This is a genomic window from Streptomyces sp. NBC_00271, from assembly GCF_036178845.1.
Lineage (GTDB): Bacteria > Actinomycetota > Actinomycetes > Streptomycetales > Streptomycetaceae > Streptomyces.
This window is the reverse complement of sequence record NZ_CP108070.1, coordinates 5810197-5824509: the sequence shown is the minus strand read 5'-3', so window position 1 is coordinate 5824509 and position 14313 is coordinate 5810197. Positions and strand designations below refer to the sequence as shown.

Here is a 14313-nt window from a genome sequence, read left to right as displayed (position 1 = left end):
CGAGGCGCGTGAAGGGGCGTGAGGGGCGTACGCGGCGCTCGGAGTCTGTGGATACGCGCGGGGGGGACCCGAATGTGCGCTGCCGGGTGCTCGGTCCGCGCGGGGTGGTTCGCGCGCGGGTGGTCCGGGAGCCCAGGGGCGCGAGGGGTCCGTGAGTTCGTACGGCTGCGCGGAGCGCGTACGCACGAGAGCCCGGGTCCGAAGACCCGGGCTCTCGTATCTCTTGCGGTCCTGACGGGATTTGAACCCGCGGCCTCCACCTTGACAGGGTGGCGAGCACTCCAAACTGCTCCACAGGACCAGGTTTCGCAGTCACTTTCTTGCGTTGTGCTGCGAGAAGAGACTGTACAGGAGGGTGAGCCCGGGGTCGAACTCACCGACCGTGCAGGTCCCGTTACGGCACCGCCGCGTCGATCGCCTTCACGATGCGCTTGTCGGAGACCGGGTACGCCGTGCCGAGCGCGTGGGCGAAATAGCTGACCCGAAGCTCCTCGATCATCCAGCGGATGTCCAGGACCTGCTGCGGGACCGGCCGGCCCTGCGGCATCTGCTCCAGGAGCCAGGCGTACTCGTCCTGCATCTCGTGGACCTTCTCCATGCGGGTGGTGTCCCGCTGGACGCCGGTCGGCATCTGCTGCAGGCGACGGTCGGCGGCGACCAGATAGCGCATCAGGTCCGGGAGCCGGCGCAGGCCGGTCGCCGTGACGAAGCCGGGCTTCACCAGGGCGTTCAGCTGCGTCCGTACGTCCGTGAGGTTTGCCAGCAGGGTGGGGCTGCTGGTGGCCTTCAGACGGCGCTCACAGGCCTGCCAGGCGGCGAGGACCTGCTGCACCTGGCCCACCGTCCGGACCGTCGTGTCGACGATCTCGGCGCGCACCTTGTCATACAGCTTCCGGTACGACTCCTCGTCCCACGCCGGCCCCCCGAAGTCGCCGATCAGCTTGTCCGCCGCCGCCATCGCGCAGTCGTCGAACAGGGCCTGCACGGAGCCGTGCGGGTTGGCGGACAGGGCGAGCTTCTGGGCGTTGGTGAGCTTGTCCGAGGCGAACTTGGCAGGGTTCACCGGGATGTTGCGCAGGATCAGCCGCCGGGTGCCCGTCCACATGGCCCGCGCCTGCTCGGCCTCCGTGTCGAAGAGACGTACGGAGACGGTGTTCGCCGTCGGTCCGTCGTCGACCAGGGCCGGGTACGCCTTCACCGGCTGGCCGGCCCGGCGCGTCTCGAAGACGCGCGTCAGCGTGCCGATCGTCCAGTCCGTGAGGCCCGTGCGTTCCAGGGACTCGCCGCCCTCGCGTTCCGCCGTCGCCGCCGCGGCCTGCGAGATCGCCTTGCGCGCCTTCGGCTTCAGCTGGAGCTGGAGGGTCGAGAGGTCCTTGTCCTCGGCCAGATTGCGGCGCCGCTCGTCGACGATCCGGAAGGTGATCTTCAGATGGTCGGGGACGCGGGACCAGTCGAAGTCGTCGGCCGTGACCGGCACACCGACCATCCGCTTGAGCTCACGGGCGAGGGTCGTCGGCAGCGGCTCCTGAAGGGGCACGGCCTGGTCGAGGAACCGCTTCGCGAAGTTCGGGGCGGGGACGTAGTTGCGGCGGATGGGCTTGGGGAGGGAACGGATGAGCTCGGTGACCACCTCTTCGCGCAGACCCGGGATCTGCCAGTCGAAGCCCTCGTCCGTCACCTGGTTCAGGACCTGGAGCGGGATGTGCACCGTGACGCCGTCGGCATCCGCGCCCGGCTCGAACTGGTAGGTCACCCGGAACTTCAGGCGGCCCTGACGCCATGAGTCGGGGTAGTCGTCCTTGCTGACGTCACCGGCTCGCTCGTTGATGAGCATCGAGCGCTCGAAGTCGAGGAGTTCGGGCTCGTCGTGGCGCTTGTGCTTCCACCAGGAGTCGAAGTGCGCGCCGGACACGACGTGGGCCGGCACCCGCTGGTCGTAGAAGTCGAACAGCGTCTCGTCGTCGACCAGGATGTCCCGTCGGCGGGCACGGTGCTCCAGCTCCTCGACCTCGGTCAGGAGCTTGCGGTTGTCGGCGAAGAACTTGTGGTGCGTGCGCCAGTCGCCCTCCACGAGGGCGTTGCGGATGAAGAGGTCGCGGCTCGTCTCGGGGTCGATACGACCGTAGTTGACCTTGCGCTGGGCGACGATCGGGACGCCGTAGAGGGTGACCTTCTCGTACGCCATCACGGCCGCCTGGTCCTTCTCCCAGTGCGGTTCGCTGTACGTGCGCTTGAGGAGGTGCTCCGCCAGGGGTTCGACCCACTCGGGCTCGATCTTGGCGTTCACCCGGGCCCAGAGACGGGAGGTCTCCACCAGCTCGGCCGACATCACGAAACGCGGGGGTTTCTTGAAGAGGGCCGAGCCCGGGAAGATCGCGAACTTGGCGTTGCGGGCACCGAGGTACTCGTTCTTGCCCGTGCTGCGCCCGCTCTCGCCCCCGGTCTCCTTCACGTCCTTCATGCCGACGTGCGAGAGCAGGCCGGCGAGGAGGGAGACATGGACGCTCTGCTCCGCCGCGTCGTCCTCGTTGAGGTGGATGCCCATCTGCTTGGCGACCGTGCGCAGCTGGGTGTAGATGTCCTGCCACTCGCGGATGCGCAGGAAGTTGAGGTACTCCTGCTTGCACATGCGGCGGAAGGCCGACGAGCCTCGTTCCTTCTGCTGTTCGCGGATGTAACGCCAGAGGTTGAGGAAGGCGAGGAAGTCGCTCGTCTCGTCCCTGAAGCGGGCGTGCTGCTGGTCCGCCTGCGTCTGCTTGTCCGCGGGGCGCTCGCGCGGGTCCTGGATGGAGAGCGCCGCGGCGATCACCATGACCTCGCGCGCACAGCCGTTCTTGTCGGCCTCCAGGACCATGCGGGCCAGCCGGGGGTCGACGGGGAGCTGGGCGAGCTTGCGGCCGGTGTCCGTGAGGCGCTTGCGTACGTCCTTTTCGGACGGGTCGAGTGCGTTCAGTTCCTGGAGGAGCTGGACGCCGTCCCGGATGTTGCGGTGGTCCGGCGGGTCGATGAAGGGGAACTTCTCGATGTCGCCGAGGCCGGCCGCCGTCATCTGGAGGATGACGCTCGCCAGGTTCGTACGGAGGATCTCCGCGTCCGTGAACTCCGGGCGGGCGTCGAAGTCGTCCTCGGAGTACAGACGGATGCAGATGCCGTCCGACGTACGGCCGCAGCGGCCCTTGCGCTGGTTGGCGCTGGCCTGCGAGACCGGCTCGATGGGCAGGCGCTGGACCTTGGTGCGGTGGCTGTACCTGGAGATACGGGCGTTGCCCGGGTCGATGACGTACTTGATGCCCGGGACGGTGAGCGAGGTCTCGGCGACGTTGGTCGCCAGAACGATCCTGCGGCCGGTGTGGGGCTGGAAGACGCGGTGCTGCTCCGCGTGGGAGAGGCGGGCGTAGAGGGGGAGGACCTCGGTGAAGCGGTAGTTCTTTTTCGTGAGTGCGTCCGCCGTGTCGCGGATCTCGCGTTCGCCGGAGAGGAAGACCAGGATGTCGCCCTTGCCCTCGGCCTGCAGTTCCTCGACCGCGTCCGTGATCGCGGTGATCTGGTCGCGGTCGGCGTCGTCCCCTTCCTCCTCGAGGAGCGGGCGGTAGCGGACCTCCACGGGGTACGTACGGCCGCTGACCTCGACGATCGGGGCCTCGCCGAAGTGGCGGGAGAAGCGCTCCGGGTCGATCGTGGCCGACGTGATGACGACCTTGAGGTCCGGGCGCTTGGGGAGCAGCTGGGCGAGGTAGCCGAGCAGGAAGTCGATGTTGAGGGAGCGCTCGTGGGCCTCGTCGATGATGATCGTGTCGTACGCGCGCAGCTCGCGGTCCGTCTGGATCTCGGCGAGCAGGATGCCGTCCGTCATGAGCTTGACGAAGGTGCCGTCCGGGTTCACCTGGTCGGTGAAGCGGACCTTCCAGCCGACGGCCTCGCCCAGGGGGGTGTCCAGCTCCTCCGCCACCCGCTCGGCGACCGTGCGGGCGGCGATGCGGCGGGGCTGGGTGTGGCCGATCATGCCGCGGACGCCGCGGCCCAGTTCGAGACAGATCTTGGGGATCTGGGTGGTCTTTCCGGAGCCGGTCTCACCTGCGACGATGACGACCTGGTGGTCGCGTATGGCGTCGGCGATGTCGGACTTCTTCTGGCTGACCGGGAGCTGCTCGGGGTAGGTGACGGCGGGCACGCGGGTGCGGCGCTCGGCCATGCGGGCCTCGGCCTTGGTGACCTCCGCGTCGATCTCGGCGAGCACGGCGGTGCGGGCTTCGGGTTTGCGGATCCGGCGCGCGCCCTCGAGCCTGCGGCCGAGCCGGTGCGCGTCGCGCAGGGACAGCTCGGCCAGGCGGGGGGCGAGGTCGCCGAGGACGGGGGCAGGATGCGTAGACATACGCCGTCCAGGATCTCACCTCGCCGAAATTACTGGCGAGTGCTTTATCCGGGGACCTGTGGGGCGCCGGGTGCCGGTGGTGGGGCGGGGCCGTGGCGGAGCGTCGAGCCCGTCGCCGCCGGATCAGACGTGGGCCGGGCATGCGAGCCGCTGCTCGATCCGAACGTAAGCGACGGGCCGGGCTTGCGACGCACCGCCACGGCCCCTCGCGTCGCACAGCGGCCTCGCGTCGCGTGGTGGCCATGCGTTGCATGGTGGCCTCGGGTGGTCGGCGGCTGCGGGTGGTCAGGGCTGCGGGTTGTCAGGGGTGCGGGGGGACGGGGGCGTGGGGGTTGGGGTCTCGGTCGGGGGTGTCGGGGTGGCGCGGGGGGCGCCCTGGGCCATTGCCTGGGCGGTGTTGGAGACGGCCTTGATGCCCAGGTATGCCGTGGTCATGGTGCTGACCGCGGTGAAGGCCGCGGTCAGCACGCCGATGATCACCGACTTGTCGCCGCCCAGGCGCCATACGCCGACGATCGCGACGGCGACGATCGCGAAGTTGCTCAGGACGACCGCCGTCAGCCCGTACAGGGCCCGGTACCGCTCCAGGTCGAGCTCCCGGATCGGCTTCGCCCCGTCCTTGCCCACCATCACTGGTCCCCCTTGCTCACCACACGACGTCGGTCAGCCAGAACGTAGTGTCCTGCCCGGGGCATGCCAAGTTCGGCTCGCCGGAGGTACGACGAAGGCCCCGTCCGCAATGGACGGGGCCTTCGTTGTGGTGGCTGGGGCCGGGGTCGAACCGGCGACCTATCGCTTTTCAGGCGATCGCTCGTACCAACTGAGCTACCCAGCCACAAGGTTTCATGTGAAACCTCAGCGGTCCTGACGGGATTTGAACCCGCGGCCTCCACCTTGACAGGGTGGCGAGCACTCCAAACTGCTCCACAGGACCAAGCTGTTGCGTGCGACGCGTAGAACAGTGTCGCACACGGTGTTGCGTGCCCCCAACGGGATTCGAACCCGTGCTACCGCCTTGAAAGGGCGGCGTCCTAGGCCGCTAGACGATGAGGGCGAACAGCCAATACCGCTCTGCTTCGTCTTCGCGTTCCCGAAGGGGACGTGAGAAGCATGTGACTCCGCTTTCCCCCGAGGGGTTCCGCTTCTCCTTCGCTTCGACAGAAGCTCGGGACGGTCAAGCCCTGACCGGCGCCCTTGGGCACGAACAGACTGTACTACGTGGCCTGGACGCGGACCAAACCAGATAGGAAGGGGGGGTCAGGGCTCGTTCTCCTTCGGGAGGTGGCGGCTGACCTCGGCCGTCGTCAGGCCCAGGCCGCCCAGTTTGATCTCGTCCCAGGCCTGGAGACGGCGGGTGTCGCGGTCGACGTAGAGGACCGAGGCCTCGATGGGATCGGGGTACTTGCCCTCGATCGCGCGCAGGCCGCTGCCGCCCGTCGAGCCCTCGACGCGCAGGCGGGTTCCGTACTTCATGACCTCCGTCTGTTCGTGGTGGAGGTGACCGGCCAAAACGAGGGGCACCTCGCCGTCCGTCCCGCGGGCCGCCGACGGCTCGTGGGCGATGGCGATGTCGACGGGGGTGCCTGCCGTGCGCTGGTCGCGGAGGGCGGAGGCCAGGCGGGCGCCGGCCAGATCCTCCGCCGCGTCGCCGCCCGGGGCGACCGAGCGGTCGGGGGTGAACTGGGGGTCGCCGATGCCGGCGAAGCGCAGGCCGGCGACCGTGATCGCGCGGCCGTCGTCCAGGACGTGCACGTTCTTCAGGCGTTGCAGGTAGCGCTGGGTGACGAGGCTGTCGTGGTTGCCGCGCACCCAGATGTAGGGCGCGCCCAGGTCGGGGATGGGGTCCAGGAAGCCGTTCTCGGCCGACGTTCCGTGGTCCATGGTGTCGCCGGAGTCGACGATCACGTCGATCGCGTACTGCTTCACCAGTGACGCGATGATCTTCCAGCTCGCGGGGTTGAGGTGGATGTCGGAGACGTGCAGGACCCGGATCGTGGACGGGTCGGGCTCGTACGTCGGGAGCGTGGAGGTGACGTCGTACAGCTTCGTCACGTTCGTCACCAGACGTGCCAACTCCTTCTGGTAGACGTCGAATTCACTGACGATGCTGCGGGCGTTGCCGACGAGGGAGGGGGCGGAGGAGAGCAGTCCGGAGAACCTCGGTTCCAGCACCGAATTCGGGTTCCAGGTGGCGAAGGCCGTCGCTCCGGAGGCGGTGAGCAGGATGAGGGCCAGGCCGCCGGCGGCCAGGGCGCGGCGCGGGCGGCGGTAGACCGCGAGGCCGAGGGCCGTGGCGCCCGACACGACCGCGACGCAGGACCGTACGGCCAGGTCGAGGGTGCCGTGCTCGACGTCCTGCGCGACCTCGTCCTGCAGGCCCGAGAGCCGCTCGGGGTGGTCGACCAGGGCCTGCGCGCGGACCGGGTCGAGCTGGTCGACGTTCACGTCGAGGCGGACCGGGGCGATGTGGCTGTTCAGCTCCAGGGCGCCGAGCGGGGAGACGTTGATCTTGGTGCCGCCGGTGACCGAGGGGCGCAGGGTCATCGTGGTGTTCATGGGGCCGACCGGGACGCGCACATTGCCCACGATCAGCAGGCCCAGCCAGGCGCCGAGGAGGACGACCGCCATCAGGCCGAGCGCCCGGGCGTACGGGTTCGGCTGCTGGACGAGTTCCTCGGTGACGGGGCGGAAGCGGCGGGTGCGGAGGGAGCGGCGGGTGTGGTGCTTGCGGGTCAGGGCGGTGGTGACGGTGGATATGGCGGTGGTGACGGCGGATGTGGCGGTGGTGACGGCAGCGGGGACGCGGGCCATTGGTCCCGTATGCCCAAGTGCGGGGGTGGGTATGCGGGGGTGTTCGGGGCTGTCGTCGACTCTCCTGCGAGGCGGTCGTACCGGACAATGGCCGTGTGCTGGAGATGACGCGCGAGGAGTTCGAGGAACTGGTCGCCGAGGCGCTGGACCGGATTCCGCCGGAGCTGACGCGGTTGATGGACAACGTGGCGGTGTTCGTCGAGGACGAGCCCGACCCCGCCGATCCCGAGCTGCTCGGGCTCTATGAGGGAACTCCCCTGACCGACCGCGGGGAGTGGTACGCGGGGGTGCTGCCGGATCGGATCACGATCTACCGGGGGCCGACCCTGCGGATGTGCGAGACGCGGGAGGACGTGGTCGCGGAGACCGAGGTCACCGTGGTGCACGAGATCGCGCATCACTTCGGGATCGATGACGAACGGCTGCACGCGCTCGGCTACGGGTGAGTGGGCGGAGAGTGGGTGGCGGGGGCTGACGCCCACTCGGACTCGGGACGCGTGTCATGTTCCCGCGTGTCCTCTTGCGGGCGGCGGGAGTTGGGCAGGGGGACTCGCCGATCCATCCCCAGGCTCTCGGCCTCGCCGAGCAGGGGAGACCCCCTCCGGAGGTGGCTGCCCGTGCGCGCCTTGTACGTACCCGTCCGTCTGGCCGCCACGGTCATCGTCGTCGCGTCCGCCGCCGGCTGTATGAGCGTGGGTGACGACGCGGGCCGGCCGGGGCCCGCGCACTCGGCGGGGCGGCACGGTGGCCAGGCTCCCGGCGGGGGGTCCGCGGGGGGCCGGGGTGGTGGCGGGTTCCACGGGGGGCCGGGTGCGAAGGGCGGCGCCTCCGCCAAGCCCGGTGAGCACGCCTCCGGGTCGGCGTCCGCGTCCGCGTCGGCCTCCGGCGGTGCGAAGCCGTCCGCCAGGGCGACGGGCAAGGGGGACGGCAAGGGGCAGCCGGAGCAGCCTCCGCCGTCGAACGGGGTGCCGAGTCCCACGCATGCCACGTCCGATTCGACTCCGCCGCCCCCTCCTCCGCCACCGCCCGTGACGCCGACGCCCGATCCGACCACGGCGGAGCCCTCGTCCTCGGCGCATGAGCAGACCACGCAACTGGTGGATCGGGAGCCGGCGCCACGGGCGGGTCAACCGGCGTGAACGGGGTGGTGGACGGGCGGCGGGGAGGGGCGGAGGGCCGACGAGCGGGGAGGCGGCGGGAAAGTCGGCGGAGGGGCCGGGAATACGCTCGGCCACCGCTGGTGTTGGAACCCCTGCCAGCAGACGTAAGACCTGCCCTGCGTGTCTGACCTGCCCCTTTGGGGGTCAGTTTGCCTTCAGGGGTGGGGGGTGCGTATGGTGGTAGATCGTTTGATCCCATTTGCCCGGCGCCATTGCAGAGAGCGCCGCGTGTGGCGCGTACTCTCCCTTGCCGTGGCCGGACCGCATAGAGGCGGTCGATTGCGACTTCACGGAGTTTGGGCGCGTGCCGAAGAACTCCGGAAGGTTCGCATTTCGCATGTCTGTTTCCAGTACTGATCACGTCGTCGTGCCCGAGAACAACGAGAACGACAACAACGAGGGCGTCCAGGCCGCCGTCGAGACCGTGGAGACGGTCGAGACCGTCGAGGCCGTCGACGCTGCCCCCGAGATCACCTTCGACTCCCTCGGCCTCCCCGAGGGCGTCGTCCGCAAGCTCGCCCAGAACGGTGTGACCACCCCGTTCCCGATCCAGGCCGCGACCATCCCGGACGCCCTGGCCGGCAAGGACATCCTCGGCCGTGGCCGCACCGGCTCCGGCAAGACCCTCTCCTTCGGTCTGCCGACCCTGGCGCGGCTCGCCGGCGGTCACACCGAGAAGAAGAAGCCGCGCGCCGTCATCCTCACGCCGACCCGTGAGCTGGCCATGCAGGTCGCCGACGCGCTGCAGCCCTACGGCGACGTCCTCGGCCTGAAGATGAAGGTCGTCTGCGGCGGTACGTCGATGGGCAACCAGATCTACGCGCTGGAGCGCGGCGTCGACGTCCTCGTCGCCACCCCGGGCCGCCTGCGCGACATCATCAACCGTGGCGCCTGCTCGCTGGAGAACGTCCAGGTGGCCGTTCTCGACGAGGCCGACCAGATGTCCGACCTGGGCTTCCTGCCCGAGGTCACCGAGCTGTTCGACCAGATCCCGGCCGGCGGCCAGCGGATGCTGTTCTCGGCCACCATGGAGAACGAGATCTCCACGCTGGTCAAGCGCTACCTGACCAACCCGGTCACGCACGAGGTCGACAGCGCCCAGGGCAACGTCACGACGATGTCCCACCACATCCTCATCGTGAAGCCCAAGGACAAGGCGCCGGTCACCGCCGCGATCGCCTCCCGCAAGGGCCGCACGATCATCTTCGTCCGCACCCAGCTGGGCGCCGACCGTATCGCCGAGCAGCTGCGCGACGCCGGTGTGAAGGCCGACGCACTGCACGGCGGCATGACCCAGGGCGCGCGGACCCGGACGCTGGCCGACTTCAAGGACGGTTACGTCAACGCGCTCGTCGCGACGGACGTCGCCGCCCGCGGTATCCACGTCGACGGCATCGACCTGGTCCTGAACGTGGACCCGGCCGGTGACCACAAGGACTACCTGCACCGCTCCGGCCGTACGGCCCGTGCGGGCCGCAGCGGCACCGTGGTGTCCCTCTCCCTGCCGCACCAGCGTCGTCAGATCTTCCGGCTGATGGAGGACGCGGGCGTCGACGCCGCGCGTCACATCATCAACTCCGGTACGGCCTTCGAGCCCGAGGTCGCCGAGATCACCGGTGCCCGGTCGATGACCGAGGTCCAGGCCCAGTCGGCCGGCGACGCCGCGCAGCAGGCCGAGCGTGAGGTCTCGCAGCTCACCAAGGAGCTGGAGCGCGCGCAGCGTCGTGCGGTCGAGCTGCGTGGGGAGGCCGACCGTCTGGTGGCCCGTGCCGCGCGCGAGCGGGGCGAGGACCCAGAGGCCGCGGTCGTCGCGGCCGCGGAGGCCCTGGCGGAGCAGGCGGTGGCCGAGGCCCCTGCCGAGACGCCGGCCGTGTCCGAGCAGCCCGTCGCCGAGCGTTCGTCCTACGAGCCGCGTCAGCGCCGTGACGAGCGGGGCAACTACGAGCGCCGCGACAACGACCGTGGTGACCGTGGTGGCTCTGGCTTCCGTCGGGACAATGACCGTCGTGATGACCGTGGTGGTCGTTCGTTCGAGCGTCGTGACGACCGTGGTGGTTCCGGCTTCCGTCGGGACAATGACCGTCGTGATGACCGTGGTGGTCGTTCGTTCGAGCGTCGTGACGACCGTGGTGGCTCTGGCTTCCGTCGGGACAATGACCGTCGTGATGACCGTGGTGGTCGTTCGTTCGAGCGTCGTGACGACCGCGGTGGCTCCGGCTTCCGCCGTGACAACGACCGTCGTGACGACCGAGGCGGCTTCGACCGCGACCGTCGGGACGGCGACCGTGGTGGTCGTACCTTCGAGCGTCGTGACGACCGCGGTGGCTCCGGCTTCCGCCGTGACAACGACCGTGGCACCGCCGGCCGCTCCTTCGAGCGTCGCGACGACCGTGGCGGTCACCGTGGCAGCGACCGTCCCTTCAACCGCGACCGCCAGGACAACCGTCCCTCCAGCGGTTTCCGCGCCGGCAGCCACGACCGCCCGTACGGCCGTCGCGACGACCACCGCGGCACCGGCACCGGCACGGGTACCGGCACCGGTTCCTTCGGCCGCCGCGACGAGAAGCCCCGCTGGAAGCGCAACGGCTGACGTCGGATGACATCTGCTGACGTCCGCTGACGTCCGCGAGTGCTGAACGCCGTGGCCCCCACCGAATCCGGTGGGGGCCACGGCGTTTTCCGTGCCCGTGGCTGTGCCCCGCGCTGTTTCGAAAGGCTTTCCGGAAACTTTGAACTCGCTGTAAGATCAGCCGACTTCTGAGACGGATGCGACGGCCGGGGGGCCGGGGGCATCGAGAAGCGGTGCGCGTCCCGTCTCGTTCTTCGGGGAGGGTCTTCTTGACTCGTCATGCCTTCGTGCGCCTGCGTCTCGTCGCCGCCTCCGCGGTGCTGGCGGCCGGCCTGAGCCCGTTGCTGCCGTCGCCGACGGCGGTCGCGGACGCGCCGCGGGAGACGGTGGTGCCGGCGACACTGCGCTCCACCTACCCCGCCGCCGAGCTCTACAGCGGGTCGTCGCCCAGCGGCCACGACGGCGCGGGGCAGCAGGGCGTCTTCCACACGCTGGAGGGGTCCGGGCTGGTCTGGACGCGGTACGCGGACGGGACGTCCGTGCCCGTGACGCGGCCGACGGAAAACATGGGCGTCTGGGGGACCGGCGGCGATGTCCTCGCGTACCGCTACCCGGGAGACCGGGTCGACCTGTGGAACGCGGTCGACGGGACCACCCGCACCCTCCATGTGCCCTCGGGCCTGGGGCTGCTCACCGTGTTCAGCGACCTGGCGGTCGCCTACCGAGGCGTGACGGACGAGAAGGGCCTGACCTGGCGGGAGATGCACCTGTTGCTCCCGGAGGCCGACGGCACCACGCGTGACGTGCCGGTCAGCGGAGTGCCCGCGGGAGTGAACCTCGGGGCGCCCGTGGGCGGGGACGCCGACGGGCTGCTGTTCCAGGGCTCGAAGGACGGGCATTACCTGTCGCTCATGGTCGACCGGCACACGGGGCAGGTGCGGGACTGGACTCCGCTGCGCTCCAAGGTCTACCTCAGGGCTCAGGTCACCGCCGAGCACGTGGTCCTGTTCAACACCGGCCAGACCGCCGTGCAGGTGTTCTCCCGCTCCGATCTGTCGGCGGCCCCGACCGAGGTCCCGCTGTCGGGCAGCGGCGTGAACCCCGTGCAGGACCTCGCCGTGGTCGGCGACTGGCTGGTCCGCCGCTCTGGCGGCAGTACGGTGGTGACCGCCCAACCCATAACGGGCGGACCCACGGTCACCCTGATGCCCTCGTCGGGTGCCTACTTCTCCGCCGTCTCCGACGGCACCGCCGTCCTGATCGGCCGCACCACCGCCGACGACTGGGGCGTCCAGCGCATCAAGCCGGGCCCGGACGGCAGTCCGGTCGTCACCCAGGTCAAGGCGCTGCCCAAGCCGCCGGTCAAGATCCAGGGACTGTCTCTGGAACAGGGGCGGCTGCTCGTCGCCGACACCGGAGGCCCGGGCGGATACCGCGACGACTACGTACGGACCGTCGCCGTGACCGGCACCCCCGAGTTCGGCGCACGCTCGTCGTTCGACGGCACCGCACTGAACCTCGGCACCTGCCCGGCGACGGAGGTCGGCTGCTCCCAGCTCCACGGCACGGCCGACGGTCGCGCCGCCTGGCTGACGAAGGACACCGCGACCAGCGACGGCATTCGCGTCAACGGGCCGGCCCCGTACACCTTCTGGGAGCGCAGTGTCCCCGCCGGCGGCCGGATCACCGACGTGTCCGGCCAGTACCTGATCCACACGACGGACACCGCGCAGACCGTCTACAAGATCGGCAACTACGGCACCCCGGCGCTCACCCGCACGCCCGGCGCCGCCGCCCTCTCCGGCGACACCCTGTGGACCCCGGGCACCACTCCCGGCACCGTCACGGCGTACAACCTCACCACGAAGAAGACCACCGAGACCCTCACCATCGACGCCGGCTGCGCACCCACCGAACTGCGGGCCAACGGCCGTTGGCTGTACTGGAGTTGCGCCGAAGGCACGGCCGGCGTCTACGACCGTACGGCGAAGAGGTCCGTGCCCGTCCCGGCCGGCGAGGCGGAACTCGGCGACGGATTCGTCGTCACGCACGACAGACAGGCCGGGCAACTGGTCCTCACGACCGTCGCGGACGGCACACCGGTGAGCCGCGTGATCGGCGCACTGCCCGACACCGGAATCTCCCAGCGCGAGGTGCGCTGGACGGTCGACGAGTCGACCGGGAACGTGGCCTACGTCGACGGTCAGGAGCGTGTGCACCTCGTGCCGACCGGCGTGATCCAGCAGCCGCTGCGCCTGCTGGCCCCGGTCGATTCGGCGTCCACCCTCGTCGCGCGAGAGATCGACACGACGCCGTCCACGCTGACCACCCTGCTGCTGTCGAAACCGGCCGCGGGCTGGCGGCTGACCGTGCGCAGCCGCGTCACCGGCAAGGTCGTGGACACGCGGGACGGCGGTGCGACACGCGGCGAGGTGAAGGTCGGCTGGTTCGGGACGGACGCCAAGGGGGCGTTCCTGACGAACGGGCGGTACGACTGGACGCTGTCGGTCACTCCGGCCGACGGGGTCGGCGCCCCGGTCGCCACGAGCGGCACGGTCGCGCTGTCCGGTGCCGCTCCGGCCACCCACGACTACATCGGCGGCGGCGACTTCATCGGCGACCTGGTCACCCTCAGCTCCTCGGGCACGCTGGGCTTCCGGCAGGGCTCGGGCAAGGGCACGTTCTCCGTGAACCTCGGCACCAGCAGCGGCTGGACGACGACCAACAAGGTGGTGCCGTTCGGCGACCTGAGCGGCGACCGCTGCAACGACGTCCTGGTCCGGCTGACCAGCGGGGCACTGCGCGCGTACAAGCCGGACTGCTACGGCACGCTGAAGCCGTCGACGGCGTACACCTCGCTCGGCACCAGCGGCTGGAACCAGTACGACGTCCTGACCTCGCCCGGCGACATCAGCGGCGACGGCCGCCCGGATCTGATCGCCCGCAACGCCGCGACCGGCACGGTGTACCTCTACAAGGGCACGAGCACGGGCAAGCTGTCCGCGCGCGTGAAGCTGTACGCCAACTGGAAGGCGTACAAGAAGGTCGTCGGCGTCGGTGACCTGAACGGCGACGGTATCGGTGACCTGCTCGCCCAGGACAAGACCAACACCCTGTACCGCTACTACGGCACCGGCAAGGGGTCGTTCGGCGCGCGGGCGAAGGTGTTCGCGGGCTGGGGCGGGTCGTACAACGTCGTCGTCGGCGCCGGGGACATCACGGGTGACGGCAAGGCGGATCTGGTCGCGCGGGACACCGCGGGCAATCTGTACCGTCAGAACGGCACCGGCAAGGGGTCGTTCGCGGCGCGGGTGAAGATCGGGAGCGGCTGTCAGGGCTACAGGGGCCTTTTCTAGCCAACCCGACGTCTTGATCGGTGCATGTCGATCCCCCGGCGAGGG

General features: G+C 69.9%; 6 protein-coding genes and 4 tRNA genes. 3 read left to right on the top strand and 7 right to left on the bottom strand.

Going from position 1 to position 14313, the window contains the following annotated elements; all coding sequences use genetic code 11:
* Nucleotides 1–226: 226 nt before the first annotated feature.
* From OG798_RS26555 to OG798_RS26525, 7 genes are all read right to left on the bottom strand, one after another.
* Nucleotides 227–301, bottom strand: a tRNA-Asp gene (locus tag OG798_RS26555).
* A gap of 93 nt (nt 302–394) precedes the next feature.
* Nucleotides 395–4372, bottom strand: a complete 3978-nt coding sequence (gene hrpA / locus OG798_RS26550) for an ATP-dependent RNA helicase HrpA (protein WP_095853841.1) — start codon at nt 4370–4372, stop codon at nt 395–397.
* A gap of 285 nt (nt 4373–4657) precedes the next feature.
* A complete protein-coding gene (locus OG798_RS26545) occupies nt 4658–5002 on the bottom strand; it encodes a hypothetical protein (protein ID WP_328757764.1) in 345 nt (114 codons plus the stop codon).
* 128 nt (nt 5003–5130) lie between these two features.
* A tRNA-Phe gene (locus OG798_RS26540) sits at nt 5131–5207 on the bottom strand.
* Between the two features lie 24 nt (nt 5208–5231).
* Nucleotides 5232–5306: transfer RNA gene (locus OG798_RS26535), tRNA-Asp, on the bottom strand.
* Between the two features lie 47 nt (nt 5307–5353).
* Nucleotides 5354–5426: transfer RNA gene (locus OG798_RS26530), tRNA-Glu, on the bottom strand.
* 203 nt (nt 5427–5629) lie between these two features.
* Complete coding sequence (locus tag OG798_RS26525) at nt 5630–7183, bottom strand: metallophosphoesterase family protein (protein WP_267062251.1); 1554 nt, start codon at nt 7181–7183, stop codon at nt 5630–5632.
* Between the two features lie 95 nt (nt 7184–7278).
* Between OG798_RS26525 and OG798_RS26520 the strand changes: the two genes are divergently transcribed.
* The 3 genes from OG798_RS26520 (at nt 7279) to OG798_RS26510 (ending at nt 14268) form a co-directional block, all read left to right on the top strand.
* Entirely contained in the window at nt 7279–7629 is a 351-nt protein-coding gene (locus OG798_RS26520) for a metallopeptidase family protein (protein WP_067377126.1), read from the top strand.
* 1051 nt (nt 7630–8680) lie between these two features.
* Complete coding sequence (locus OG798_RS26515; protein WP_328757763.1) at nt 8681–10933, top strand: DEAD/DEAH box helicase; 2253 nt, start codon at nt 8681–8683, stop codon at nt 10931–10933.
* Nucleotides 10934–11181: 248 nt separating this feature from the next.
* On the top strand, nt 11182–14268 hold the full coding sequence (locus OG798_RS26510; protein ID WP_328757762.1) for an FG-GAP repeat domain-containing protein: 3087 nt from the start codon (nt 11182–11184) through the stop codon (nt 14266–14268).
* Nucleotides 14269–14313: the final 45 nt, after the last annotated feature.

Coding starts and splice junctions, on each gene's coding strand:
- hrpA (WP_095853841.1), bottom strand. CDS start 4,372: ATGTCTACGCATCCTGCCCCCGTCCTCGGCGACCTCGCCCCCCGCCTG.
- OG798_RS26525 (WP_267062251.1), bottom strand. CDS start 7,183: ATGGCCCGCGTCCCCGCTGCCGTCACCACCGCCACATCCGCCGTCACC.
- OG798_RS26515 (WP_328757763.1), top strand. CDS start 8,681: ATGTCTGTTTCCAGTACTGATCACGTCGTCGTGCCCGAGAACAACGAG.
- OG798_RS26545 (WP_328757764.1), bottom strand. CDS start 5,002: ATGGTGGGCAAGGACGGGGCGAAGCCGATCCGGGAGCTCGACCTGGAG.